The sequence below is a fragment of the Comamonas avium genome (genome assembly GCF_014836675.1).
Lineage (GTDB): Bacteria > Pseudomonadota > Gammaproteobacteria > Burkholderiales > Burkholderiaceae_C > Comamonas > Comamonas avium.
The window spans coordinates 95,136-121,410 of sequence record NZ_JACSQK010000004.1; the positions used below are offsets into that span (position 1 = coordinate 95,136).

Below are 26,275 nucleotides of genomic sequence, written 5' to 3' on the forward strand. Positions count from 1 at the left end.
CGTTGATTCTTTTCAGGGCTGAGTCGATGCTGAGTTCAATACTTGGCCATCTATTGCCAGCGGCTGCCAGCCGCCGCCCAGCGCCTTGTAAAGGCGTACGTAGTCGGTGCTGATAGCCGCTTGCGCAGTCGCCACACTGTCTTGTGAAGTCAGCAAGGTGCGCTGGGTATCCAGCACTGTCTGAAAGTCCACCAGACCACTGCTGTATCGCTGATTGGCCAGCAGTTGCGCATTGCTCGCAGCTTCTTGTGCCACCTGCAATTGCACAACGCGCTCTTTGTCGCCTTGCAACTGCACCAGCGCGTCCTCCACCTCCTGCAGTGCCGTCAGCACCGTGGCGCGGTAGTTGATGCGCGCAATCTCTACAGCCGCCTGACGCTCCTGCACACGCGCACTGTTGGCACCGCCATCAAACAAAGTTTGTGACAGGCTGGCCGCAATGCTGGTTGCAAGCGTGGCCCCACTGGTTCCCAGCGCAGCAAATGTTGCAGCACTCAAACCCAAAGAGCCTGACAAGCGCAGGCTCGGGAAATTTGCACGCTCCTGGGCTGACAAGTTGGCTAGCGCAGCAATCACTTTTTGCTCCTGCACCCGCACGTCAGGGCGCTGGCGCAGCGTGTCCGCAGGCAATGTCATGGCCAGATTTTCAGGGGCTACCGGCAAAGGCTTGGACTCGCGCAATGCCAACTCAAGCGCGGCTGGTACCTGACCCGTCAAGATGGCAAGGGCATGACCTGTTTGCGTCAGCGATGCCTGCAAAGATGGAATCTGCGCAGCCGTTTGCGCCGTGGATGACCGTGCCTGCTCGGAATCCAGCGAAGTCGCCAGCCCCGCCTGCACGCGCCACTGCGTGATTTGCTGGTTCTCGCGCTGAATACCCAGGTTGTCTTGCGCAATGCGCAGACGGTTTTGCAGACTGCGCAATTGAATGTAGTTTTGGGCGACTTCAGCCGCCAGCGCGACATGCGCACCTTCCAGCGTGGCCAAGGCGGCTGCGACGTTCGCTTCACCTGCTTTCACCGCATTGGCTTGCATTCCCCAAAGATCGGGCTCCCAGCTGGCATCAATACCAGCACTGAAACTATTGCTGGCAGAGCTGGGCTCCCGCTTGCTGCGGTTTCCGCCAGTGCTGGCGCTGGCACTTGGCAATCGATTCGCCTCACTCAGGCTGAGTTGAGCACGGGCTTGCCGTAAAGACGCCTGCGCAGTCTGCACGCTGGGGTTCGCCTGCAATGCCTGCTCAATCAACTCGCTCATTTGCACGTCGCCAAAGCGTTGCCACCAGCGGCTCAAGTCCTCAGGGCTTGAAGATGGCAGCGGCGCTGCAGTGCTGTGCCACTGCTCGGGCACAGCAACTGATTGACTTTGCCCTGCAAACTGTGACGTGTGGCTACAACCGGCAGCCATCACCGCACAGGCCAATGCCAAAGGCAGTGCCCACGTGCGCGGTGGCCGGCTGGGAGAAAAGAGGGTGTATTTTTTCTGCATGCTGAGAAAGCAATAAAGCGTAATGGCTTGTTTCTAACCGCGATTGTGCAGAGGCTATGTACGGCCACAGCAAAAGCCTCGTGAAGCTTTGGTAAAGCAAGCCTCAAAGTGCCGCGAATCCTCCAAAAAAAAGCCCTCATCAGAGGGCTCGTTCGGTTGCATGGCGCCATTTAGTCAGCGTTGTCTGTAGGCTCTGCGATGGCATCAAGCGGCCAGCGGGGCTTCACATCGAACGCATAGGTCTTACTGGGTTGCTGTTGACCCGCCTGCATGCGCATGGCCGCAGCCATGGCAATCATGGCGCCATTGTCCGTGCACAAATGCAGCTCCGGATAGTGCACACGAATTTTGCGTTTGGCGCACTCTGCATTCAACTGTTCACGCAACAGCTTGTTGGCACCCACCCCACCGGCCACCACTACACGGCTCATGCCGGTTTGCTTGAGCGCATTGATGGTTTTTTTAACCAGTACATCCACAATGGCGGCCTGGGTGCTGGCAGCCAAATCGGCCTTGCGCGCCTCCAGCTCATCGCCCAGTTTCTTGGCCTGTGTCAGCACAGCGGTTTTCAAGCCAGCAAACGAAAAATCCAAATCGCCACTGTGCAGCAAGGGGCGTGGCAGCTTGAAGGCTTGCGGGTCACCACTTTCAGCCAGCTTGGACAAAATAGGGCCACCTGGGTATGGCAGCCCCATCACCTTGGCCGATTTGTCAAAAGCTTCTCCCGCAGCATCGTCAATCGTTTCACCCAGAATTTCGTAGCTGCCCACCCCATTGACACGCATCAGCTGTGAATGTCCACCCGAGACCAGCAACGCAATAAAGGGAAACTGAGGCGGGTCTTCACTCAAAAATGGAGAGAGCAAGTGCCCTTCCAGGTGATGTACGCCCAGCACGGGTTTGTCCAGCGCGGCGGCTAAAGCACAGGCTACCCCTGCCCCTACCAGCAAAGCGCCGGCCAAACCGGGACCCCGCGTGAACGCCACCACATCAATGTCTTGCAGGGTTTTACCCGCATCTTCCAGGACCTGCTTGGTCAGCGGCAGCACCCGGCGAATATGGTCTCGACTGGCCAGTTCAGGCACAACACCGCCATACGCCCGATGCATATCAATTTGGCTGTGCAATGCATGCGAGAGCAAAGTGGGCACGCCACCGTCTTGCGGCATATGGACCAAAGCCACACCCGTTTCATCGCACGAAGATTCAATACCCAAGATCAGCTGACTCATAACTTGCAAGTGTAGAACTGCCGCCCATTCAAAGCACGGTCCTGCGATCAATGGCCTTGTGCTGCAGGCAAGAAAAAAGCACCCGCAGGTGCCTTTTCTGAAGCCATACGCAGTTCAACGGCGGCCGCTCAAGAAGCTGCCCCCCAGCTTGAACAGATCGCCCACATCCAGCTTGCCATCGCCATTTTGGTCCAGCAAACTGCCCAGCAAATCACCACCCAGACCGCCTTGCTGCTGCACTTGCTGGCGCTCTTGCTCCAAGGTTTGTCCCAAGCTGCTTGCATCCATGCCGCCAGCCTTGACACGATTGGCAAGGAATGCCATCACGATGGGGGCCAGCATCGCCAGCAGCTGACCAGCGTTATTGCCTAAACCAGTGGCTTGCCCCAGTCCACTTTCAGCAGTTTGGCGCTTGCTACCAAAAATATGCCCCAGGATGGCCGCGCCATCACCCAAAGGATTGCTGCCGGCGCTGGAGGCAGGCGACTGTCCTCCTCCCAGCATGGACCCTAGCAAGCCACCCAGGCCTCCCAGGCCCTGGGGCATGGCGCTGCCGTGGTCACGCTGCAAAGCACCGAACAAATCAGCAGCGCCTTGGGGTTTGGCTGCGTTATTGCCCAATGCGCCCAACAACAGGGGCAGCGCCGTCTCGACCGCCGATTGCATTTGCTGGCTGTTGGCTCCCAGTTGCTGTGCCATTTGCTGCATGGGTGCACCTTGCAACTGAGCCATCAAGTCAGACACCAAAGATTGCTGCTGGTTCATTACTTACTCCTAGATTTGGTCTTGCAACACACAATATGCTGCGCAGTATGCGGTGGTCTGCAGCCCTTGCTGAGCCCTGGTCCGCAAATCGAGCCAATGCCTGACATTGCCAAGGTTGGACAGAAGCATTGCACTGACAAGCTCGTCATTTTCATATAACCAATAGATATAAAAACTCATTCAGAATGTCAAAAATACTTTTATAGATACCCATGAGCACCATCCAGCAATATCTCAAGGAAATCGGGCGCGGCAAAGACGGCGCACGCGCACTTTCTCGCGCACAAGCCTGCGAGCTTTTGGGCTGGGTGCTGGATGGACAGGCGCAGCCACTGCAAGTTGGTGCGTTTTGCCTGGCTATGCGTATCAAGGGCGAAACAGCGCAAGAGATGGCCGGTTTCATGGATGCAGTGCACGCACGCCTGCCACGCAGCGCTGCAGGCGCCTCACCAGTGATCGTGCTTCCTAGCTACAACGGCGCGCGCCGCCTGCCCGTGCTCACGCCTTTGCTGGCATTGCTGCTGGTACGCGAAGGTTTGCCCGTGCTTTTGCACGGCAGCACCACAGAAGGTAGCCGCGTGACGGCAGCACAAGTGCTGGAGCAGTTAAATCACACGCCTGTCACAACGCTGACCACACCCCAGCCCGGTGAACTGGTCAGCATACATACACGTGCTTTGCTGCCTGGCTTGGCCGATTTGCTGGATGCCCGCGCCACCATCGGCTTGCGCAACCCTGCACACAGCCTGGTCAAACACATGAATCCACTGGCTACCAGTGGCACTACCAGCTTGGTCGTGGGCTGCTACACGCATCCGGAGTACAGCATCAGCATGGAGCAAACCCACGCAGAGGCTGGCAGCCATGCTTTGCTGCTGCGCGGCATGGAAGGAGAGCCAGTTGCCGACCCTCGCCGCCAGCCCATGATGCGCGGCATCTTGCATGGCAAAACCTTGCTGACACTGAGCAACGAAGGCGGCTCTGTACCTGCAGCGCCGCAGCTGCCATCTGGTCTGGATGCAGCAGCTACCGCAGCCTATACGCGAGAAGTACTGAATGGTGAGCGGCCAGTGCCTGCGCCGATTGCCACCCAGGTGCAAGTCATTGTTGACCTGCACCGCCAACTGACGGCCCATGCGGCCACTGCAGGAGCGCAAGCATGAACGCCAGCGCACACTCCAAACATGGTTCCTGCGCCCTGGTGGGTGCAGGCCCGGGCGATCCAGAACTGCTGACCATCAAGGCATGCAAAGCCATTCAATCGGCCACCGTGCTGCTGGTGGATGACTTGGTCTCGCAAGAGATTGTTGACTTTGCCTCCCCCCAGGCTCGCATCATTTATGTTGGCAAGCGCGGTGGCTGCAAGAGCACGCCTCAGGCTTTCATTGAAAAGCTGATGGAAACCGAAGTGCGCCAGGGCGAGCACGTTGTGCGCCTCAAAGGAGGCGATCCTTTCATCTTTGGCCGTGGTGGTGAAGAGGTGGAGCACCTGCGTGCAGCAGGCATTGAGGTGCAGGTCATCAATGGCATCACTGCTGGTCTGGCTGGTCTGACCAGCCTGGGCGCGCCGCTGACTCACCGTGCGCATGCCCATGGCGTCGTTTTTATTACCGGCCACGCCAAACCCGGCGATACGGGCACCGACTGGCGCGCTCTGGCGGCTACCGCGCAAGCAGCCAAGCTGACGGTCGTGATTTACATGGGCGTCAGCTCTGTAGAACACATCACGGCTGAGCTGCAAGCAGGCGGGCTACCCGCCAGCATGCCTGCCGCCATCATTCAGCATGCCAGCTTGCCCCATCAGCGCCATGCCATCACCACCTTGCACGAGCTGGCTACAACGCTACACACAGAAAATCTGGCCAGCCCCAGCGTCCTGGTGATTGGCGATGTGGTGCAAGGCGTCGCCGCCTGGGCACAGCAAATGCCCATGCCTGACACAAGGCAGGCAATCTGCTAAATCTGCTAAATACATAGCTACTAACGCTTTACACACAAGCACCATAGGCATGCTTAACTAAAAAAACAAGGACTGCAACGTCCACCACCGTTGCAGTCCTTGCCATATGCCTGTGATAAGCAGGCACATGTTCTAGAACACCGTCTTGGCTGCCACTTAGGTGCCGATTACGCCGCCGTCATCTTTGGTGATGACCACTGTGGCCGAGCGTGGAATGCTGTTGCCACCACCGGGCCAGTGGCTGTCGCCCTCTTCGCCCGGATGCTGAATGTTGATGAACATGGTCTTGTGGTCTGGAGTGAACGTAATGCCTGTGACCTCAGCCTCCTTGGGGCCGACAAAGAAACGGCGAATCTCTTTGGTCACCGGGTCTGCGCACAGCATCTGGTTATTACCCTGACCGGCGTAGTCCCCCTGGTTGCTGTACTTGCCATCGGTCTGAATCCACAGGCGGCCATCGGCATCAAAAGCCAGACCATCAGGGCTGTTGAAGGTGTTGTCTGCTGTGATGTTGGCTGAGCCAGCACGCAAGTCTTTGGGGGCAGTGTGCACAGTGGGGTTACCTGCAAGTACAAAAATATCCCATTCAAACGTGGTCGCTGCTGCATCGCCACCAGCTTCACGCCAGCGCACAATCTGGCCGTATACATTCTTTGCGCGCGGGTTGGCCTCGTCTGCCACAGTGCGGCTGGTGTTGTTGGTCAGCGTGACGTATACCTCACCTGTCTTTGGGTGCACGCTCACCCACTCTGGGCGGTCCATCTTGGTGGCACCCACCACGTCACCGGCCATGCGCGCATGCACCAGCACCGCAGCCTGATTGGCAAAACTGCTATCGGCCTGCAGCTTGGGATTGGCCTGCTTGTCCAGCAGCAGCCACTGGCCCGTACCCGCAAAATCGCCCACAGCCTTGCCCGCATCAAAACGCGCCACGTACAGCTTGCCCTTGTCCAGCAACTGGCTGTTGTCACCACCCTTGGTGTACTTGCCATCCGAGACAAATTTATAGATGTAGTCGTTGACCTGATCGTCTCCCATGTAGACCACAGCGCGGCCATCCTTGCTCAGGGCAAAGGCGGCATTCTCGTGCTTGAAGCGGCCTAGCGCAGTGCGTTTTTGTGCAATGCTGCCGGGGTTAAAAGGATCGATCTCCACAATCCAGCCAAAGCGGTTGGATTCGTTGGGCTCCTTGGCATAGTCAAAGCGTGCTTCGTGCTTTTCCCACTGAAAGGTGCTGCCCTTGGCCGACAGGCCATAGCGCTTTTGGGCGGCGTTACGGCGGTCTTCAGCACCGCTGGTGCCAAAGTAGTTGTTGAAGTTCTCTTCACACGTCAGGTAAGTGCCCCAAGGTGTAAAGCCATTGCCACAATTGTTGAACGTACCTTGTGCACGGCGGCCCGAAGGATCGCCCTTGGTTTGCAGCAAGGCATCGCCTGAGGCCGGGCCCGTCATTTCCATGGCCGAAAACGCAGTGATACGGCGGTGGTAAGCGCTGCCTTTGACCAAGTCCCACTGGCCTTTGGCATTTTTTTGAATGTGGATGACCGACACCCCATGCGCATTCATGGACTTGTGCACGTTGTCTTTGCTCCACGTCTTGCGCACATCGCCGCCCTTGCTGCCAAACAGCCAGACATAGGCACCCGTTTTTTCATCCACGGTGCAGTACTCATGGTTCATCACCAGCAGGCCTTCATGGTTCTTGCCATCCAGCGCAAAGAAGTGAATGCCGTCGTGGTTGTCGCCCACCTGAAGGGCCTGAACAGCTGCGTCTTCGCTGCCGTCACCCTTGAAATTGGGAGCACCATCGATCAACGCCGTGCCCCAAGGGGCCAGAACGCTGGCGGTGTAGCCGGGTGCAATCTGCAGGCTGTCGCTGGTCGAAATGGGAATGGCTTTGAAACCCATCAAAGGTTTGCCGCTGCCATGGCTGGCGGATGTGGCACAGCCGGCCAGACCACCGCCTAAGCCCAGAAACATGGCGGCCGTAAGGCCCGTGCCACTGCGCAAGAAACCCCGGCGCGACACAGCACGGTCAACAACAGTCTGAAATTCAGGGTTGGCGCTCAGGTTGGTAGAAATGTCTTCGCTGTCAATGTGGGCAGCTGGGCTGTTCATGCGTGGCGTTCCTTGAAGGTAGAGGTGTGGCAATGCCTCGCATTCTTGGAAAAACTTGTGACAACGCCATGAACAAAACGTGTCAGATCGATGACGCCCATCGCGCGCAGCAGCCCGCACCTTGGGCTGCTCATGGCAAAAGAATCAGTGACTGATGGGCTGAGAGGCGGGATTGCGCGTTTGCGCAAAGCGCTGGGCCACTTCCTTGCGCATTTCTTTGCGAATCAACGCAGCGTGCCAGCGGCGTTTTTGATCGTCAGACTCGGGCTGCAGTGGCGGCACCGATACAGGTTTGCGATCATCATCGACAGACACCATGGTGAAAAAACAGCTATTCACATGCCGCACCACCTGACCACGGATGTCTTCCGCAATCACCTTGATGCCAATTTCCATGGACGAAGTGCCGGTGTAGTTCACACTCGCCAGGAACGTCACCAGCTCCCCCACGTGAATGGGTTGTAAAAACATCACCTGATCCACGCTCAGCGTGACGCAATAGCGCCCTGCATAACGGCTGGCGCAGGCGTATGCCACTTCGTCCAATTTTTTGAGAATGGCGCCCCCGTGCACATTGCCGGAAAAGTTGGCCATATCGGGGGTCATCAGCACGGTCATGCTGAGCTGGTGGGCAGGCAAATTCATGGAGGGCAATTGTAGGAATCGACAGCCCAATAAGCACGATGCGTGCCGGGCAACCCGCAGCTACCACGGGGCTTGGCCCCTTGACTACACTGCCGTCACAGCCCGCGTGTACTGCGGGCTGCTGTTTTTTCAGCCGCCACTTTGCCCTATGACCGAAAACACCATCGCTTCCTCGTCCTCTTCCTATGACGCTGTCATCATCGGTGCAGGGGCTGCAGGCCTGTTTTGCGCAGCGCAGGCCGGGCAACAGGGGCTCAAGGTGCTCTTGATCGATCATGCCGAAAAAGTGGCTGAAAAAATCCGTATCTCTGGTGGAGGTCGCTGCAATTTCACCAACCGCGATCTGGATGTTCGCGCCCCGCACAAGTACTACGTGGGCCAGAACCCGCAGTTTTGCCGCTCGGCCCTGTCGCGTTACACGCCCGCAGACTTTATTGCACTGCTCGACAAACACGGCATTGCATACGAAGAAAAACACAAGGGGCAGCTGTTTGCGCAGCGTTCTGCAGAAGACATCATCCGCATGCTGCTGGCCGAATGTGCAGCCGGTGGCGTAGAGCACTGGCAGCCCTGCAGTGTGAAAAAAGTTACGTTTTCAGCCCTTAGCACTGATACAGGCAGCGCGGGCAGCTATGCCATTCAGACCGACCGTGGCACTGTCACGGCCCCGCGTCTGGTGATTGCCACGGGGGGCCTGTCCATCCCAAAAATTGGGGCCACCGACTTTGGCTATCGCATTGCCCAGCAGTTCAAACTGCCACTGATTGAACGCCGTGCAGGCCTGGTGCCACTGACATTTGATGGCGATGCGTGGAAACCGTATGCACAACTGGCAGGTTTGGCACTGCCCGTTGAAATCAGCACTGGCAGTAAAAAAGAGCGAATGAGCTTTCTTGAAGACCTGCTGTTCACCCACCGGGGTCTGTCAGGCCCGGCTGTGCTGCAAATTTCAAGCTACTGGAAAGACAACACACCGCTGCACATCAACCTGCTGCCCGGCACCGACATGACCGAAGTGCTGCAACAAGCCAAAGCCCGCTCCCGCAAGCTGGTGGCCAACGAACTGGCTGCCCACATGCCAACCCGCCTGGCCGACGCCTGGACCAGCCAGCAGCCCGAGCTGCAGCGCCCCATCAATGAAGCCAGTGACAAAGCGCTGACCAGACTGGCCGAGCAGTTGTCGCGCTGGGAAATCACCCCCAATGGCTCCGAGGGCTATAAAAAAGCCGAAGTCACTCTGGGGGGCGTGGATACCAAAGCGTTATCACAACAGACCATGGAGGCCAAAAACCAGCCCGGCCTGTATTGCATTGGCGAGGTTGTGGACATCACCGGCTGGCTGGGTGGTTACAACTTCCAATGGGCTTGGGCCAGTGCATTTGCCTGCGCACAAGCCATGGCGCAGCAGCCTGCACAAGCGCAGTAAATGCCCCTGGCTGGGGCATTGCGCGCACCAAGCCCGGAACCCTTTGCAAAATCCGCTACAATGCTCGACTTTGCTGGCAATACCCCGTCGGCCATACTAGTTAATAGAGACGGGGAACAACCGCTGCACATGGCTCTTAGGCCCGATCTCCCAAGAACCCGCTGTCAGCACAGATATCTGGAAATTGAATGACTACCATCCGCGTCAAAGAAAACGAACCCTATGAAGTTGCCCTGCGCCGCTTCAAGCGCACTATCGAAAAGCTGGGCCTGCTGACAGACCTGCGCGCTCGTGAATTTTACGAAAAGCCTACAGCTGAACGTAAGCGCAAGAAGGCTGCTGCCGTCAAGCGTCACTACAAGCGCGTGCGCAGCATGCAACTGCCTAAGAAGATGTATTAATCTTCCAAGGTTAGGATTCGTCGGCCCTTAAAAGCCGCAAACCCGCGCTAGGGACGCCAAGCGCGGGTTTTTTGTTTTCTGGCCACTGCAATCGTGCAGTGACCTTCCACTGAAGGAGTTCGCCATGAGCCTCAAGGCCCAAATTACTGAAGACATGAAGACCGCCATGCGTGCCAAAGACAGCGCACGCCTGGGCACGATTCGCCTGCTGCAAGCAGCGATCAAACAAAAGGAGGTGGACGAGCGCGTCGAGCTGGATGACGCAGCCGTGATTGCCATCGTCGACAAACTGATCAAGCAGCGCAAAGACTCCATCACCGCGTTTGAAACTGCCAGCCGCACAGATCTGGCTGACATCGAAAAAGCCGAGATGGAAGTGCTCAAGGCCTACCTGCCCGAGCGCATGTCTGAAGCGGAAGTGACCGCAGCCGTTCAGGCTATCGTGGCCGAAGTCGGTGCAACCGGCCCTGGCGACATGGGCAAAGTGATGGGCGCGGTAAAGTCCAAGCTCTCGGGTAAAGCCGACATGGGACTGGTGTCTGCCGCCGTCAAGGCCGCACTGAGCAAATAAGGTCTGCGGATTGCCCAAAGGAGCGCCTGCATGGCGCTCTTTTTTTGTGTACGCCACAGACGTGATGAGGGCCAATCGCTCGGGGGCAATGGCGACCTGACTGCGCCACGCCTTATTGCAAGCTGGCGCAATTTGCACAAGCGCCCCCTGTACTGGCACGCCAAGTGGCTGGCAGCGCCCCATGCATGAGCCACATTGAACACATACGCGCCCGAGCGGTGCAATCTGGTACTAGGCATGCCCAGACATCGCTGCATGGCCCCCCCTCTACGCCCCCGGCAAGAAAAACAGGCATCAAGTAGCAGGCACCAAGCATCACGATTCACGGGGCGCAGGCGTCACTCCCCGGCTCTCAAAGTGGGCATGCAAAAACTCCACCGCCACGCGTACCTTGGTTGACCGGTTAAGGCGTGTGGGGTAAACGGCCCAGATATTGGCTTCCTGACTCCAACCAGGCATCACCTGTACCAGCCGTCCACTCTCAAGCTGCGACTGCACATCCCAGACCGAGCGCAAAATAATCCCGTGCCCATCCATCGCCCACTGCGTCGCCATCTCGCCGTTATTGGTCTGTAGTTGCCCCGTCACCTTCACCGAGCGGTCTTGTGCACCTGCGCGCAGCCGCCAGACGCCGAATGGGTGATCGCGCTCCTTGATAACCAGGCAGTTGTGAGCTGGCAGCTCATCCGGATTGCCTGGCACTCCCCTGCTCGCCAGATAGCTGGGCGCCGCACACAGCACACGGTGGTTACTGGCCAGCCGCCGTGCGATCAAATGCGGCGCAATATCATCGCCCACGCGCACATCCAGGTCAAAGCCTTCTGCGGCCACATCTACCAGCCTGTCAAATACTTCCAGCCGCACCTGTAAAGCGGGATAACGCAACGCCAGTTGTGAAAACACAGGGGCGACTACGCTGCGCCCAAAGCCAAAACTGCTGCTGACACGCAGCAGGCCACGCGGTTCTCGTGGCGTGATTTGGGCTTCTTGCAGCAGGTGTTCCATGTCATCCAGAATGCGCAGCGCCCAATGAAAGATGCGCTCACCCTCTTGCGTCACCGCCACGCGGCGCGTTGTACGGTGCAGCAGCTTGACGCCCAAGTCGGTCTCCAGCAAACGCATGCGTTTGCTGACATAGGCGGGCGATGCCTCCAGGGCCGCAGCCGCAGCCGCAAAGCTGGATTTGCGCACCACAGTGATGAATACGCGCAAATCATCGGGAGATGGCATTTTGTGCACGATATGTAGGCAATCAAGGCTTAAACGCTGCATTGTATGCAGCTGCGCACGCCCACATCCCCACAAGCGGCCGGTGTAACTTGCTAGATCCTCGCCTTGAACACCAAAATGCCCTGCAGCGCGCTGCCTGCGCTGCATATCACCGGCCATCTTCTCGCTCGCAAAGGATGAACCTCATGGATATTTCTCGTCGCGACTGTCTACTCTGGGGCACAGGACTGGCGTCCACCGCTGTGCTGGGCGCATGCACCACATCTGCACCAGCTGCCAATACCATTGGAGCCGGCTATTACCACCATCAGGTGGGCAAGGCCCGGGTCACCGCTGTGAGCGACGGGGTGACCCGGCGGGCACTCGATGCAGGCTTTGTCAAGAATGCGCCGCTAGATCAGGTACAGGCTGCATTGCAGGCAGCTGGCCTGCCTACCACCCACATTGATGTGCCCTACACATGCTTTGTGGTGGAACTGGACGGCAAACGCTACTTGCTGGATACGGGCTTTGCAGACAATGGTGCACCCGGTACAGGCTTGCTGCGCACACACATGCGCGCTGCAGGCATGGAGCCAGCAAGCTTGGACGCCATCGTCATCAGCCACATGCATGGCGACCACATTAACGGCTTGCGCCGTAAAGATGGCAGTTTGGTTTACCCCAAAACACCTGTGTGGATTCCTCAGCCTGAAATGGCATTTTGGATGGATGACGCCCGCATGCAGCAGACACCCGAAACGGCTCGGGGAGGATTCATGGCGGTGCGCCGGGTGTTCAAAGACTACCCCCCCGAACTAATCAAGCTGTTTGTTCCAGGCTCCAACATCGCCCCGGGTCTTGAAACAGTGCCTGCCTTTGGGCACTCGCCGGGGCATACGGCCATTGCCATACGCTCTGGCAGCGATCGTTTCACTTTTATTGGCGATGTGGCGCATTACCCTGCACTGTTTGTTCGACACCCGGACTGGCAGGTGCAGTTCGATATGAACCCGCAGCAGGCCCGCACCACACGGCATGCTTTGCTGGCCCGCCTGGCGCAAGATCGCAGCTTGGTTGGTGGCTACCACTTTCCACTGCCCTCGATTGGCCACATTCAACAGACAGGCGATGGCTATAACTGGGTGCCTAAATAATCACCGCTGTGAAGCCCGCAGCCCCGTGCCGCCTCTTGGCAGCACGGGGTTTTTTCATACCACTTTAAACACATATCGTAAAGAATCAAACCACAGAAAGCACCTTGAACACATGTGCAGCATGTGAACAATCGACCCATCTGAAATTGTGAGAAAGATGTGTGATGTCTACAGTCAAGAACATTGCAGTGATCGCCGGTGACGGTATTGGCAAAGAGGTCATGCCTGAAGGGCTGCGTGCACTGCAAGCTGCAGCCCGGCGTTTTAACCTGCCGCTGGAGTTTCACCACTTCGATTGGGCGCATTGCGACTACTACGCCGAGCATGGCCAGATGATGCCCGAGGACTGGAAAGCGCAGCTCTCGGGTATGGACGCCATTTTCTTTGGCGCCGTGGGCTGGCCTGCCACTGTGCCTGACCACATCTCGCTGTGGGGCTCGCTGCTCAAATTCCGCCGCGAGTTTGATCAGTACATCAACCTGCGCCCCGTGCGCCTGTTTGAAGGCGTGCCCTGCCCGCTGGCCGGCCGCAAGCCCGGCGACATTGACTACTACGTGGTGCGTGAGAACACCGAGGGTGAATACACGGCGCTGGGCGGCATCATGTTTGAAGGAACGGAGCGCGAAATCTGCATTCAGGAGTCGGTTTATTCCCGCAAGGGCGCAGACCGCCTGCTGAAATACGCATTCGATCTGGCACAAAGCCGCAGCAAAAAGCATGTGACGCTGGCCACCAAGAGCAATGGCATTGCCATCAGCATGCCCTGGTGGGACAACCGTGCCGACGAAGTCGCCAAGGGCTACCCCGAAATCACGCTGGACAAGCAGCACATCGACATCCTGACCGCACGCTTTGTGCTGCAGCCCGGCCGCTTTGATGTGGTGGCCGCCACCAACCTGTTTGGCGACATTCTGTCTGATCTGGGCCCCGCCACCACAGGCACGATTGGCCTGGCGCCTTCTGCCAACCTGAACCCTGAGCGCACGTTCCCCAGCCTGTTCGAGCCGGTGCACGGCTCAGCGCCCGATATCTACGGCAAGAACATTGCCAACCCGATTGCCATGGTCTGGTCGGGCGCATTGATGCTAGATTTCCTGGGCCACAGCCAAGGCCAATGGCGCGCTGCACACGATGCCATCGTCAAGGCGATTGAAGACACCCTCAAGAGTGGCGCACTCACTCCAGATCTGGGCGGCACAGCCAGCACCACGCAGTTGGGCGAGGCCATCGCTGCGCAGATTGCCAAGGTATAAACACAGCGCCATCGCTCCCCCCCAAAAAAGCTGCCAGCGCATATTTTTATGTGCTGGCAGCTTTTTTTCCACCTGAAACTCTGGAGCGCATTCACTGCGCAGGTTTGTCGTGTTGAGGTGGAGGAATGTGCTCTATATTGCCCAGCACCAGTGCACGCCCGGCAAACAGGCCACCAGCCGTCTCCAGCGCAAAGCGCTCGGCGTCACGGCGTCGCACCTCGTCCATCACGCCGCTGGCCTCGTCATCGTCGACACCAATGGCCTGCAGCGTCAGTCGCCCCATCTGCATGGCGGATTCAAAAGTCTCACGCACCACGTGGTCTGCGTCGCTGCGCACCAGCTCCAGCGCTTGCTCGCGGTCAAAGGCTCGTGAGATCAGTTGCACGCGCGGGCATTCACGGCGAACGTTCTGCACAATGCGCGAAGCCGCCTGCTTGTCGTCAACGCAGACCAGTATGGCCTGCGCATGGTGGGCCCCGGCAGCACGCAGGATATCGGGCCGGGCGCCATCGCCGTAGTACACCTTGAAGCCATACAGCGCCGCAGCACGGATAGTATCTGGGTCGTTATCGATGATGGACAGCTGCACACCCCGGGCCAGTGGACCTTGGCTGGCAATCTGCCCCACGCGGCCAAAACCGATCACCAGCACCGTACCGCGCAAATCCTCTGGAGCCTCTACACCGTCCAGCTGCAACGCATCACCACGTGCCCAGCGCTTGTGCATGCTGACCACCAGCGGTGTCAGGGCCATGGACAGCACCACGATGGCTGTCATATTGGCGTGCACCTCGGCGCTGATCACCTGCAGCTTGAGCGCTTCAGAAAACAGGACAAAGGCGAACTCTCCGCCCTGTGCCATCAAAATGGCGCGGTCCAGGGCCACACGATGCGGGCTGCGCGTCAGCCGGGCCACCAGGTAAATGCATGCTGCCTTGGTAGCCATCAACGCCAGCACACCGGCCACAATCAGCGGCCAGTGCTGGCCCACCACCTGCAGGTTAAGGGCCATGCCCACACCCAGAAAAAACAGGCCCAGCAGCAGGCCGCGAAACGGTTCGATGTCAGCCTCTAGCTGATGGCGAAAACTGGACTCCGACAGCAGCACTCCGGCTACAAACGCCCCCATGGCCATGGACAGCCCACCCAGTTCCATCAGCAGGGCCGCCCCCAGAACCACCAGCAAGGCTGCAGCGGTCATTACCTCGCGTGCTTTGGACTTGGCCAGCAGCCGGAACATCGGGTTGAGCAGCCACAGGCCAGCCCCCACCAGCGCAGCCAGTGACAGCAATGCCAAGCCGGCCCGCTGCAACAATGGAGCCACTGCGTTGTCAGAGGCTTGCGCAGGTGCCAAAAAGGCCACGATAGCCAGCAATGGGACGATCAGCAGGTCTTCAAACAGCAAGATCGAAACCATGCGCTGCCCATGGGGCGCATGAATGTCTCCGCGCTCTGCCAGCACCTGCATGACGATGGCGGTGGATGTCAGTACAAAGCCTGCGCCGCTCACAAATGCCACCTGCCAGGAAAAGCCGAACGCCATGCCCACCGCTGTAAGCAGCAGCGCGCACAGCCCCACCTGCATGCTGCCAAGACCAAAAATCTGCCCGCGCAGACCCCACAGGTGCGACGGCTTCATCTCCAGCCCGATGACAAACAAGAACATCACCACGCCCAGCTCGGCCACATGAATGATGGTCTGTGCATCTGTTACCAGCGCCATGCCGAAGGGGCCGATGGCCAGCCCTGCAGCCAGGTAGCCCAATACCGCGCCCAGCCCCAGGCGCTTGAACAGTGGCACGCCGATGACAGCAGCCCCCAGCAAAGTGACGATCCCGACCAATTGGCTTGCGTTGCCATCTGCGGCCATAAGCAGTTCCTTGTGCGTCGTTCAAGGGCTCTGGCACCCATCAGCGCCAAAGTGAATGCAGCTATTAGCCCATCAGCCGCTGGAGCAGGCTTGCCTGGCCCAGCGGGATTCCACCGTACTCAGTGCCTGCGCGCCCAGCGCCCGCCGAACTGGTTCACGGCCATGCCTAGCAGCACACCCAGTGTGCCCAGCCACTGCATACCTGTGGGTGATTCCCCCAGCAGCAGCATGGCTGAAAGCAGGCCAATTACCGGCACCAGCAAGGACAGTGGCGCCACCGTGCTGGCGGCATAGCGCTGCAGCAGGCGTGTCCACAAGCCATAGCCCAGCAAGGTTGACAGAAAGGCCAGATAGGCAATCACGGCCAGCTCACGCCAGCCGATACCTTGCAACTGCTGCACCATCAAGTCCGGGCCATCGACCCAGTAAGACAGCAGCAGCAGCGGCACAATGGGAACCACACTGGTCCAGACGATGAAGGACACCGGCTCGTACGCGCCTTGCTTGGCGGCTACACGCGTCAGCAGGTTGGAGGAGGCCCACATGCTGGCCGCACCCACCGTCAGAACAAAGCCTGCCAGCGTCATATCTGCGGCACTGTCACCATGGGCGGTGCCAATAAAGATCAGCCCCCCAATCGCAATGCACAAACCCACCCACTGCCAGCGCTGAGGTTTTTCACCCAGCAAGACGGCCGCCATCAGCATGGTGATGAATGCCTGCGTCTGCAGTACCACCGAGGCCATGCCTGCGGGCATTCCCATCTTCATGCCAGTGAACAGCAGCCCGAACTGGCCCACCCCCTGAACCAGCCCATACGCAACCAGCAGGCTCCAGGACAAGCTGGCAGGCCGGCGCACAAACAGCAAAAATGGCAGCGAGGCGGCCACAAAACGCAAGGCGCACAGCAGCAGCGGCGACAGCGTAGCCAAGCCCCACTTCATCACCACAAAATTCACGCCCCACACAACGATGACGATGATGGCGCTGAACCAGTCGGCCCGGGACATGCCGGCGGAGGAAGAGGTGACGGTGCTCATGAAATGCAGAAAAACAGAAATAGTGAGGATCAAGTATCACCGCACTTGGTTGCTATCTACCCCACCAGACTACCTAGGTAACCCATGGAATGTCTCAGCTAAGACAGCCGCACTGCTGTTGCCCGCTACAGCCTGGTCAAAGGCGATCGAGTGCACGCTTGCTCCGGACAGCCCTGCTCAAAAACTGTCGTACCGCTCCTGTCCTGTCGAGCGCCCATAAGACAGTTTTTCGAAAAATTTTCAAAGGTACCAAGTAAAAAAGCAGCCGCAGGGCTGCTTTTTTTTGGATGAACAGGCTCGATGAAAAAATCAGCTGCCAGCCACTTTCATGCGGTTGATCAGCACAGAGCCTACCGTCTTGGCGCCGTAGTTGTAGGCATCAGCGCCGATGGCCTCGATGCCCATGTACATGTCTTTGAGATTGCCGGCAATGGTGATCTCTTGCACAGGAAAAGCGATCTCGCCGTTCTCAACCCAAAAGCCAGATGCACCGCGCGAGTAGTCGCCCGTCACATAGTTCACGCCCTGGCCCATCAGCTCCACCACAAACAAGCCGGTTCCCAGTTTTTTGAGCATGGCAGTGAGGTCGTCGCCACGGCGGGTCAGGCGCGATGACATGGTCAGGTTATGGGAGCCACCAGCGTTACCAGTGGTCTTCATGCCCAGCTTGCGGGCCGAGTAGCTCGACAGAAAGTAGCCCTCTACACGGCCGTTTTCCAGCACCATGCGGCGCTGTACACGCACGCCTTCGTCGTCAAACGGCGAGCTGCCCTTGCCGCGCAGAATGAAAGGGTCTTCTTCAATGCTGATGTGCTCAGGGAAGACTTGCTTGCCCAGCGAATCGAGCAGGAAGCTGCTCTTGCGGTACAGCGTGCCGCCACTGACCGCCTGCACAAAACCACCCAGCAGGCCTGCGGCCACGGGCGATTCAAACAATACAGGGCACTCGGTAGTTGCAATCTTGCGGCTACCCAGGCGGCTCAATGCACGCTGCGCTGCGTAGCGGCCAATTTCTTCGGGGGAAGCCAGCTCGACCGCATCGCGCATGGAGCTGTACCAGAAGTCGCGCTGCATCTCACCATTCTTGCCGGGCATAGAGGCAATGGGCGCCACCGACACGCTGTGGCGCGAGCTGGCATAGCCACCGCGAAAGCCGCGCGTATGGGCACTGAAGAAATGGCTTTGCTGGGCCGAGACGCTGGCGCCTTCACTGTTGGTGATGCGCTTGTGCGTGTTCATTGCCGCAGCTTCACACTGCATGGCAATCTGCGCAGCTTCTTCGCTGCTCACACTCCAGGGGTGCAGCAAGTCCAGATCTTTGTGCGTGGACGGCGGGGCAATGTCATCGGCATCGGGCAAGCCAGCGGTCGGGTCCTCTGCCGTAAAGCGCGCAATGTCATATGCAGCCTGTACCGTTTGCTGGATGGCGGCTTGCGAAAAATCCGACGTGCTGGCATTGCCGCGGCGCTGGCCCAGATACACCGTCACGCCCAGCGACTTGTCGCGGTTGCGTTCTACGGTCTCCAGCTCGCCCTTGCGCACGCTCACGCTCAGGCCACAGCCCTCTGAGGCATCGGCTCCGGCATCGGTTGCACCCAGCTTCTTGGCATGTGCCAAAGCTTGGTCCACCAGACCCTCAAAAAAGGAACGGCTGTAGCTGAAGCCGGAATCAGCCTGCGTAGTTGCAGTGCTTGTGGCGCGTGTGCGGGGTTTGTTCATAGCGGCGGATATGATACCCAGCACTGCAGCCCCTATGCGCTGCCACCCTAATTTCCCCTGATAAGACATGTCACGCAAACCCAAAAAAGGCTATTACGTGAAAGGCGTGTTCGTTGCAGAAGGCAGCGATCGCGATCTGGAGCTGAAGGCCGAACTCAAAGGCACGTGGGATTCCACCCGTACCGACCGCAAGATTGAAAGCGACGCCCTGCAAGACCTGGGCGAAGCCCTGCTGGGCCTGCGCCCCAAGCTGCTGGAGCGCCTGCAACTGCCTGAAAAGCTGATGGACGCTTTTGCCGAGCAAAAGCGCCTGACCAACTTTGAAGCCAAGCGCCGCCAGATGCAGTTCATCGGCAAGCTGATGCGCAAGCTGGAAGACAGCCAGGTGGAGGCGGCCAAGGCTGCACTGGAAGAGCAGCGCACTGGTGTGAGCCTGGAGCAAGCCAACATTTTGGTGGCCGAGCAGTGGCGCGATCGCCTGATCATCAGCGACGAGCCCTTGACCATCTGGCTGGAGCAGTTCCCCCAGACCGACGTGCAGCAGCTGCGCACCTTGATGCGCCAGGTACGCAAGGACGAAGCCACCGCCAAGGTCAAGGCCGCTGAAGCCGAGACCAAGGGCCACATTCTGCCCCCGGCCAAAAAGGGCAGCGCCTACCGCGATCTGTTCAAAGTTCTGCTCTCGCACATCAACGGCACGGCCAACCGCCCCGCCGACGACGTATTCGTGGATGACGACAGCGAGGACGATGCCGAGGACGCGCAATGAGTGTGCATGACGCCGTGAAGATCGGCATCGTTTCCATCAGCGACCGTGCCAGCTCCGGCGTCTATGAAGACAAGGGGCTGCCTGCCTTGCAGGACTGGCTCACGCGTGCGCTGCACAACCCCGTCACGTTCGAAGCGCGTTTGATTGCCGACGAACAAGCCACCATCAGCCAGACGCTGGTGGAGCTGGTGGATGCCGGTTGCAGCCTGGTGCTGACCACTGGCGGCACGGGCCCGGCCCTGCGCGATGTCACCCCCGAGGCCACGCTGGCCGTAGCCGACAAGGAAATGCCGGGTTTTGGTGAGCAAATGCGCCAGATCAGCCTGAAGTTTGTGCCCACGGCCATTTTGTCGCGCCAGGTGGCGGTCATTCGCGGGCAAAGCCTGATCATCAATCTGCCCGGCCAGCCCAAGGCGATTGCCGAGACACTGGAAGGCTTGAAAGATGCCAGCGGCCAGCAAATCGTCAATGGCATCTTTGCCGCTGTGCCCTACTGCATTGATCTGATTGGCGGGCCTTATCTGGAAACGCAGGACGCAGTGTGCAAGGCCTTTCGCCCCAAAAATGCCATCCGTGCGCCCAGGGTGTAAAACGTCCCATATCTTTGCAAGGCACATGCACCCCATGTGCCTTTTTTCATTCGGCTGAAGCGAAGTATCGCCACCTAACGCCGCATTTCAGGACTTCATGAAAAGCAATATTTCCCTGACCTTGATTCTGGCACTGTGCACCATGATGGGCGCACTGGGCATTGACACGTATCTGCCCTCTTTTCACGCCATTGCCCAAGAGTTTGATGTCGGCCCTACGGCTGTGCAGCAAACCCTGAGCGTGTATGTACTGGCCATGGCCATCACCATGCTGTTTTACGGCACGCTCAGCGACACCTTTGGCCGCCGCCGTGTGCTGCTGTTCTCTGCAGCCGGCTATGCACTGACCTCATTTGCCGCGGCCTTTGTCACCAGCATTGAGGGCATGGTGGTCGTGCGCTTTGCCCAGGGTGCCATGGCAGGCTCTGGCATGGTGATTGCCCGTGCGGTGGTGCAAGACCGTTTTCAAGGTGCCGATGCCCAGCGCATGATGAGCATGGTCATGTTCTGCTTTGGCCTGGCACCAGCCATTGCGCCAGTGTTTGGTGGCTGGCTGCAAGCCCATGGCGGCTGGCGCTCCACGTTTTTCTTTCTGGCCGGTTTTGGTGTTTTACTGGCCCTGCTGTGCTGGCGCGCACTGCCAGAGACCTTGCCGCCCGCCAAGCGCATGCCTTTGAAGATGAGCGTGATTGCAGCCAACTACCTCAGTGCACTGCGCAATGGGCAGTTTCGCCTCATGGTGCTGGGCATGGGTCTGATGGCTGCGGGCACCGCCATCTACATCAGCTCGGCCGCTGAATTCATCATGGGCATTCTCAAGATGAGCGAAACCTCATTTGGCTGGCTGTTCATTCCAATGATTGGCGGCTCCATGGTGGGTTCTGCCATTTCAGGGGTGCTGGCCAAACGAATTGCCCAGCGCATACAGCTGCGCATTGGCTATGGCTGTATGGCACTGGGCTGCAGCGCCAACGTGCTCTACCACGCTCTGACGGACATGCCCGTGGTGCCCTGGGCCGTACTGCCCATTGCCTGCTACACGCTGGGTATTTCGCTGCTGACGCCAATTTTGTCGCTGCAAGTCATGGGCATGTTCCCGTACATGCGCGGTTTGGCGTCCTCGCTGCAGGGTTTCACGCAAATGGGAATTTTTGCCATCATGGCGGGGGCCGTGGTGCCCCAGCTGTTTCACAGCGGTCTGGCACTGGCGCTGGGCCAGATGGCCACCGTCGTGCTGGGCATGCTGATCTGGTGGTGGTCCACACATTACACGCCACTCAGGGCGGAGAAAAAATAATAAGAGCTATCAGCGTTTAGCAGTCAACGACTTCAGATAGCTTTCATACTGAAACGCTTATGTATAAAGCGCTAACAGCTATGCTTTATTAATCACCGTGTACCCATCACTGCGCGCACCAGCCAGTCACCCCAAGGCAAACGCTAGCAGCCAAGCCGCAACGTTGCAACGATTACGCGGGCTTGGCACAAGCAGCTAAACAATGGTGCATTGAAGACGCTCTGCATCGCTCGCAGTGCCTCTGAACTCATAAAAAAAAGGCAGTCAGATGACTGCCTTTTTGCTGCCTGAACCCAAGGGCTTCACAGCTTCTGGGTGGACATGAAGTTGTCGAAACGACCTTCGGCAAAGCGAAACCACAGCACCTGATCGCGCTGGAAGTTGCGATAGTCGGTGTAAACCTTTTTCCAGTCCGGATTGCTTTTGTCCAGACCCGCATAGACCTCCATCGATGCTTTGAACGATGCATCCATCACTTGCTGAGGGAAAGGCAGCACCTTGGCACCCGCAGCAACCAGCTGTTTCAAAGCGGCAGGGTTGCGGGCGTCATAGCGGCCCTGGCAGGTAACGTGTGCCTCGTGTGCAGCCGCCTTCACAATGGCTTTGTACTCATTGCTCAGGCTATTGAAAGCCTTGTCGTTGATGTAGAAAGACAGGTTCAGCGAGCCTTCCCACCAGCCTGGGTAGTAGTAGAAAGGCGCCACCTTGTTCAGACCCAGCTTCAGATCGTCGTAAGGGCCAATCCACTCTGCGGCATCGATCGTGCCTTTTTCCAGCGACTGGTAAATTTCACCCGCAGGAATGTTCTGGGGTACAGCGCCCATCTTCTCCAGCACCTTGCCCGCAAAACCACCCACACGGAATTTCAGGCCCTTGATGTCTTCGGTGGTCTTGACTTCCTTGCGGAACCAGCCACCCATCTGCGCACCCGTGTTCCCCCCCAGCATGGGAACAATGTTGTATTTGGCGTAGAACTCGGTCATCAGCTTGGTGCCGTTGCCGTCCACCATCCATGCGGTCAGTTGGCGTGAGTTCATGCCAAATGGAATGGCACCGCCAATGGCAAACACTTCATTTTTGCCAAAGAAGTAGTAAGGCGCTGTGTGGGCCATTTCCACCGTGCCGCTTTGTACGCCATCGACCACATTGAAAGCGGGCATCAGCTCGCCAGCCTGGTGCACCGACACGTCGAACTTACCACCCGTCATCGACTTGACCGCGTTGGCAAACACGTCAGCAGAGCCGTAAATGGTGTCCAGCGACTTGGGAAAGCTAGAGGCGATGCGCCAGCGAAGTGCAGGTTGTGCATGCACCGCCGGGGCTGCAGCAGCAGCCAGAACACCGGCGATACCGGCATTTTTAAGCATGGAACGACGATCCATTGAGGGTCTCCTTAGGGGTTTAAAAACTAACCTCTCCCTCCTGCCCCGCTTCGATGGCGGCTTGCAGGCACAAAAAAGCCGGTGCGCTGAGCGTTCACTGCTACACACCGGCCTTATCTGACGCTGTGCAAACATGGGGGTACATGTCCGCACAATGACTCCATTGACTTACAACTTACAGCTTGACTGAGCTCATGTACTGGTTGAAGCGCAGTTCAGAGAAACGCTCCCACAGCAGCTGGTCACGCTGGAAAGCACGCATGTCCTGGTGGATCTTCTTGAACTCTGGCGACTTGGCTTCGTGCTCGGCAAAAACTTCCATCGAAGCCTTGAACCCGGCATCCATCACATCTTTAGGGAATGCCTTCAGCTGGGTCTTGTCGGCCACCAGCTTCTTGAGTGCTACGGGGTTAAAGGCGTCGTACTTGGCCGTCATGTCGCGCGCGGCCACACGGGTCGCTGCATCCACAATGGCTTTGTTTTCTGCCGACAGTGCCGCGTAGGCCTTGGCATTGACGAAGAACTCCAGCTCAGCGCCACCTTCCCACCAGCCTGGGTAGTAATAGAAAGGCGCAACCTTGTTGAAGCCCAGCTTCTGGTCGTCGTGCGGGCCAACGAACTCGGTGGAGTCGAGCGTGCCTTTTTCCAGTGCCTGGTACACATCGCCAGCAGGCATGTTTTGCGAGACCACGCCCAGCTTGGCCATGGCTTCACCGAACAAGCCGCCGCCCAGACGCATCTTCAGGCCTTTGAGGTCAGCCACAGACTTGATCTCTTTGCGGTACCAGCCACCCATCTGGGTGCCGGTGTTGCCAGCGCTGTAGCTCTTGATGTTGTAGTTGGCGCAGAACGCGTCAAACAATTTACGGCCGTTGCCGTGTTCCATCCATGCATCCATCTGGCGTGCAGTCAGCCCAAAAGGAACCGCGCAGCCAAATGCGAAGATGGAGTTTTTGCCCGTGAAGTAGTAAGGCGCGGTCTGCGCCATTTCAACAGTACTGTTTTCCAGCGCATCGACCACGCCAAAAGCGGGCATCAGCTCGCCTGCGGCGTGCAGTGACACTTCAAACTTGCCGCCAGAAAGCGCCTTGACGGTTTGCGAAAATTTTTCGGCACTACCAAAAATGGTATCGAGGGATTTTGGAAAGCTCGAAGCCAGACGCCAACGCACGGCAGCTTGCGCATGAACTGCGGGTGCCACTGCAGCAGCCAGTACACCAGCAATGCCAGCATTTTTGATCAGGGAACGACGGTCCATTTTTTCTCCTTAAATATTCACACGCGGCGACCACCAGGTCAGCCTTGCCCCTCAGGAATAACACCCAGAGAGATTTGTAAAATTTTAGGAATGGAAGATGTAAAAACCGTCGGGGGTTTACCCCTGAAACCCGGCCGCCTTCAGCGAAATGTCAGACAGCCTTGCGGCTGCCTGAACCTCTGATCACTGCGATGGGTTCAAAAAACGCTGTCGAATGGAGCGTTCAATGCCTGCAGCATCCAAGCCCTCCAGAGCCATCAGCTTGGCGGGGTCTCCATGCTCAATAAACTTGTCTGGCAAACCCAGGTGCAGCACGGGCAATGTGATGGCCGCTTGTGACAGTGCTTCAGAAACAGCTGAACCCGCACCACCGGCGATGCAGCCATCTTCTACCGTCACGAATGCATCATGTGTGGCTGCCAATTCGCGCACCAGTGCTGCATCAAGCGGCTTGGCCCAGCGCATATTGGCAACTGTGGCATCCACAGCCTCGCCCACTTGCAGCGCGGGGTACAGCAAAGTGCCAAACGACAAGATCGCAATACGTGGCTTGGTGTTGCCGTTTTCGCCAGCACGCAGAGCCGTACTCTGGCGGCGCACTTCACCCTTGCCAAAAGGCAGGCTGGACAAATCTTGCAACGGCTCTACACCCACGCCTGCACCACGGGGGTAGCGCACGCACACAGGGTGATCTTGCTCATGGGCGGTCGTCAGCAACTGGCGGCACTCACGCTCATCTGCAGGTGTGGCCATGCTCATATTGGGAATGCAGCGCACAAAAGCGATGTCATACGCACCGGCGTGCGTTGCACCGTCTGCACCCACCAGCCCTGCACGGTCCAGCGCAAAAACCATGGGCAGGTTTTGCAGCGCAACGTCGTGAATCAGCTGGTCGTAGGCGCGTTGCAAAAAGGTGGAATAAATTGCCACCACAGGCTTGACGCCTTCACAAGCCATGCCAGCGGCAAAGGTTACGGCATGCTGCTCAGCAATACCGACGTCGTAGTAGCGATCTGGGAAACGCTTTTCAAACTCCACCATGCCCGAGCCTTCGCGCATGGCCGGTGTAATCGCCACCAGGCGCTTGTCCTGCACGGCCATGTCACACAGCCACTGGCCAAACACTTGTGTAAAGGTGGGTTTGCTTGGTGCGCTCGATTTCACGATACCAACAGCAGGGTCAAACTTTCCTGGGCCGTGGTATGTCACCGGATCAACTTCGGCCAGCTTGTAGCCATGGCCCTTTTTGGTCACCACATGCAAAAACTGCGGGCCTTCCAGGCTGCGGATGTTTTCCAGTGTGGGGATCAGCGAATCCAGATCATGCCCATCAATCGGGCCGATGTAGTTAAAGCCAAAGTTCTCGAACATGGTGGCAGGCACCACCATGCCCTTTGCATGTTGCTCCAGGCGCTTGGCCAGCTCCAGCAAAGGCGGCACTTGCTTGAGTACGTTCTTGCCCACATTGCGGGCAGTTGCATAAAACTGACCACTCATGAGCTGTGCCAGATAACGATTGAGTGCGCCCACAGGAGGGCTGATGCTCATATCGTTGTCATTCAAGATGACAAGCAAATTGCCATCGAGCACGCCCGCATTGTTCATGGCCTCAAACGCCATACCTGCGGTCATTGCGCCATCGCCAATCACAGCAATCGCGCGGCGTTCTTCACCTTTGCGCTTGGCCGCCATCGCCATGCCCAGTGCGGCGGAAATACTGGTCGATGAATGCCCCGCGCCAAAGGCATCGTGCTCACTCTCAGTGCGCAGCGGAAAGCCGGAGATACCGCCCAGCTGGCGCAGCGTTGCCATGCGCTCACGCCGGCCTGTGAGAATTTTGTGGGGGTAGGTCTGGTGTCCCACATCCCAGACCACACGGTCATAGGGTGTGTTGAAGACGTGGTGCAAAGCCACGGTCAGCTCCACCGTTCCCAAATTGGAACTCAGGTGACCGCCAGTCTTGGACACGCTGTCCAGCACGTAAGCACGCAATTGTTCAGACAGCGCTTTGAGGTCGCTGCGCGACAGATTACGCAGATCCGAAGGGGCATTGACTTTGTGCAGCAAAGGGTAAGCGTTCGTGGTCATCAGCAAATTATGGAAAGCGGGTTGGCAGTTGTGAACA

The 26,275-nt window shown here is 58.1% G+C and carries 23 protein-coding genes; 11 read left to right on the top strand and 12 right to left on the bottom strand.

Annotated elements, in window-relative coordinates; all coding sequences use genetic code 11:
• Nucleotides 1-12: 12 nt before the first annotated feature.
• The 3 genes from H9646_RS08190 to H9646_RS08200 all read right to left on the bottom strand — a co-directional run bounded on the left by H9646_RS08190 (nt 13) and on the right by H9646_RS08200 (nt 3,485).
• On the bottom strand, nt 13-1,488 hold the full coding sequence (locus H9646_RS08190) for an efflux transporter outer membrane subunit (protein WP_191722876.1): 1,476 nt from the start codon (nt 1,486-1,488) through the stop codon (nt 13-15).
• A gap of 170 nt (nt 1,489-1,658) precedes the next feature.
• Nucleotides 1,659-2,720, bottom strand: a complete 1,062-nt coding sequence (tsaD, locus tag H9646_RS08195) for a tRNA (adenosine(37)-N6)-threonylcarbamoyltransferase complex transferase subunit TsaD (RefSeq protein ID WP_191722877.1) — start codon at nt 2,718-2,720, stop codon at nt 1,659-1,661.
• Nucleotides 2,721-2,834: 114 nt separating this feature from the next.
• A complete protein-coding gene (locus H9646_RS08200) occupies nt 2,835-3,485 on the bottom strand; it encodes a DUF937 domain-containing protein (RefSeq protein ID WP_191722878.1) in 651 nt (216 codons plus the stop codon).
• Nucleotides 3,486-3,697: 212 nt separating this feature from the next.
• Between H9646_RS08200 and ybiB the strand changes: the two genes are divergently transcribed.
• The gene (gene ybiB, locus H9646_RS08205) at nt 3,698-4,648 is read left to right on the top strand and encodes a DNA-binding protein YbiB (RefSeq protein ID WP_191722879.1); all 951 of its coding nucleotides are present in this window, start codon (nt 3,698-3,700) and stop codon (nt 4,646-4,648) included.
• Complete coding sequence (gene cobA, locus H9646_RS08210; protein WP_191722880.1) at nt 4,645-5,445, top strand: uroporphyrinogen-III C-methyltransferase; 801 nt, start codon at nt 4,645-4,647, stop codon at nt 5,443-5,445. Before ybiB ends, cobA begins: the two co-directional genes overlap by 4 nt.
• Nucleotides 5,446-5,601: 156 nt before the next feature.
• Here the strand turns inward: cobA and H9646_RS08215 are convergent, their stop codons facing one another.
• Both H9646_RS08215 and H9646_RS08220 read right to left on the bottom strand, forming a co-directional pair.
• Complete coding sequence (locus tag H9646_RS08215) at nt 5,602-7,563, bottom strand: PhoX family protein (RefSeq protein WP_191722881.1); 1,962 nt, start codon at nt 7,561-7,563, stop codon at nt 5,602-5,604.
• A gap of 144 nt (nt 7,564-7,707) precedes the next feature.
• Complete coding sequence (locus H9646_RS08220; protein ID WP_191722882.1) at nt 7,708-8,208, bottom strand: acyl-CoA thioesterase; 501 nt, start codon at nt 8,206-8,208, stop codon at nt 7,708-7,710.
• Nucleotides 8,209-8,356: 148 nt separating this feature from the next.
• On the opposite strand from H9646_RS08220, the gene H9646_RS08225 reads away from it, so the two are divergent.
• The 4 genes from H9646_RS08225 to H9646_RS08240 all read left to right on the top strand — a co-directional run bounded on the left by H9646_RS08225 (nt 8,357) and on the right by H9646_RS08240 (nt 10,795).
• Nucleotides 8,357-9,634, top strand: a complete 1,278-nt coding sequence (locus H9646_RS08225; RefSeq protein ID WP_191722883.1) for a BaiN/RdsA family NAD(P)/FAD-dependent oxidoreductase — start codon at nt 8,357-8,359, stop codon at nt 9,632-9,634.
• Nucleotides 9,635-9,822: 188 nt separating this feature from the next.
• Nucleotides 9,823-10,035: a 30S ribosomal protein S21 gene (rpsU, locus tag H9646_RS08230; RefSeq protein WP_191722884.1), complete on the top strand. Its 213-nt coding sequence runs from the start codon at nt 9,823-9,825 to the stop codon at nt 10,033-10,035.
• A gap of 124 nt (nt 10,036-10,159) precedes the next feature.
• The gene (locus H9646_RS08235) at nt 10,160-10,606 is read left to right on the top strand and encodes a GatB/YqeY domain-containing protein (RefSeq protein ID WP_191722885.1); all 447 of its coding nucleotides are present in this window, start codon (nt 10,160-10,162) and stop codon (nt 10,604-10,606) included.
• A gap of 30 nt (nt 10,607-10,636) precedes the next feature.
• The gene (locus H9646_RS08240) at nt 10,637-10,795 is read left to right on the top strand and encodes a hypothetical protein (protein WP_191722886.1); all 159 of its coding nucleotides are present in this window, start codon (nt 10,637-10,639) and stop codon (nt 10,793-10,795) included.
• Nucleotides 10,796-10,921: 126 nt separating this feature from the next.
• Here the strand turns inward: H9646_RS08240 and H9646_RS08245 are convergent, their stop codons facing one another.
• A complete protein-coding gene (locus H9646_RS08245) occupies nt 10,922-11,836 on the bottom strand; it encodes a LysR substrate-binding domain-containing protein (RefSeq protein WP_225214066.1) in 915 nt (304 codons plus the stop codon).
• 185 nt (nt 11,837-12,021) lie between these two features.
• On the opposite strand from H9646_RS08245, the gene H9646_RS08250 reads away from it, so the two are divergent.
• Nucleotides 12,022-12,972 (top strand): MBL fold metallo-hydrolase, encoded by a 951-nt coding sequence (locus H9646_RS08250; RefSeq protein WP_191722888.1) that lies wholly within the window; start codon nt 12,022-12,024, stop codon nt 12,970-12,972.
• Between the two features lie 164 nt (nt 12,973-13,136).
• Nucleotides 13,137-14,225 (top strand): tartrate dehydrogenase, encoded by a 1,089-nt coding sequence (locus H9646_RS08255; protein WP_225214067.1) that lies wholly within the window; start codon nt 13,137-13,139, stop codon nt 14,223-14,225.
• 91 nt (nt 14,226-14,316) lie between these two features.
• Here H9646_RS08255 and H9646_RS08260 read toward each other — a convergent pair whose 3' ends face one another.
• From H9646_RS08260 to pmbA, 3 genes are all read right to left on the bottom strand, one after another.
• Complete coding sequence (locus tag H9646_RS08260) at nt 14,317-16,095, bottom strand: monovalent cation:proton antiporter-2 (CPA2) family protein (protein WP_191722890.1); 1,779 nt, start codon at nt 16,093-16,095, stop codon at nt 14,317-14,319.
• A 119-nt stretch (nt 16,096-16,214) separates the two neighbouring features.
• Entirely contained in the window at nt 16,215-17,105 is an 891-nt protein-coding gene (locus H9646_RS08265; RefSeq protein WP_449720075.1) for an EamA family transporter, read from the bottom strand.
• A gap of 339 nt (nt 17,106-17,444) precedes the next feature.
• Nucleotides 17,445-18,854, bottom strand: a complete 1,410-nt coding sequence (gene pmbA, locus H9646_RS08270; RefSeq protein WP_191722892.1) for a metalloprotease PmbA — start codon at nt 18,852-18,854, stop codon at nt 17,445-17,447.
• Between the two features lie 67 nt (nt 18,855-18,921).
• On the opposite strand from pmbA, the gene yjgA reads away from it, so the two are divergent.
• From yjgA to H9646_RS08285, 3 genes are all read left to right on the top strand, one after another.
• The gene (gene yjgA / locus H9646_RS08275) at nt 18,922-19,623 is read left to right on the top strand and encodes a ribosome biogenesis factor YjgA (RefSeq protein ID WP_191722893.1); all 702 of its coding nucleotides are present in this window, start codon (nt 18,922-18,924) and stop codon (nt 19,621-19,623) included.
• The gene (gene mog, locus H9646_RS08280; RefSeq protein WP_191722894.1) at nt 19,620-20,213 is read left to right on the top strand and encodes a molybdopterin adenylyltransferase; all 594 of its coding nucleotides are present in this window, start codon (nt 19,620-19,622) and stop codon (nt 20,211-20,213) included. The genes yjgA and mog overlap by 4 nt, the downstream gene beginning before the upstream one ends.
• A 97-nt stretch (nt 20,214-20,310) precedes the next feature.
• Nucleotides 20,311-21,510, top strand: coding sequence for a multidrug effflux MFS transporter (locus H9646_RS08285; protein WP_191722895.1), 1,200 nt, complete (start codon nt 20,311-20,313; stop codon nt 21,508-21,510).
• A 302-nt stretch (nt 21,511-21,812) separates the two neighbouring features.
• Here H9646_RS08285 and H9646_RS08290 read toward each other — a convergent pair whose 3' ends face one another.
• The 3 genes from H9646_RS08290 to dxs form a co-directional block, all read right to left on the bottom strand.
• The gene (locus H9646_RS08290) at nt 21,813-22,892 is read right to left on the bottom strand and encodes a TRAP transporter substrate-binding protein (RefSeq protein ID WP_191722896.1); all 1,080 of its coding nucleotides are present in this window, start codon (nt 22,890-22,892) and stop codon (nt 21,813-21,815) included.
• Nucleotides 22,893-23,067: 175 nt separating this feature from the next.
• On the bottom strand, nt 23,068-24,150 hold the full coding sequence (locus tag H9646_RS08295; protein ID WP_191722897.1) for a type 2 periplasmic-binding domain-containing protein: 1,083 nt from the start codon (nt 24,148-24,150) through the stop codon (nt 23,068-23,070).
• Nucleotides 24,151-24,333: 183 nt separating this feature from the next.
• Entirely contained in the window at nt 24,334-26,238 is a 1,905-nt protein-coding gene (gene dxs / locus H9646_RS08300) for a 1-deoxy-D-xylulose-5-phosphate synthase (RefSeq protein WP_191722898.1), read from the bottom strand.
• Nucleotides 26,239-26,275 lie beyond the last annotated feature (37 nt).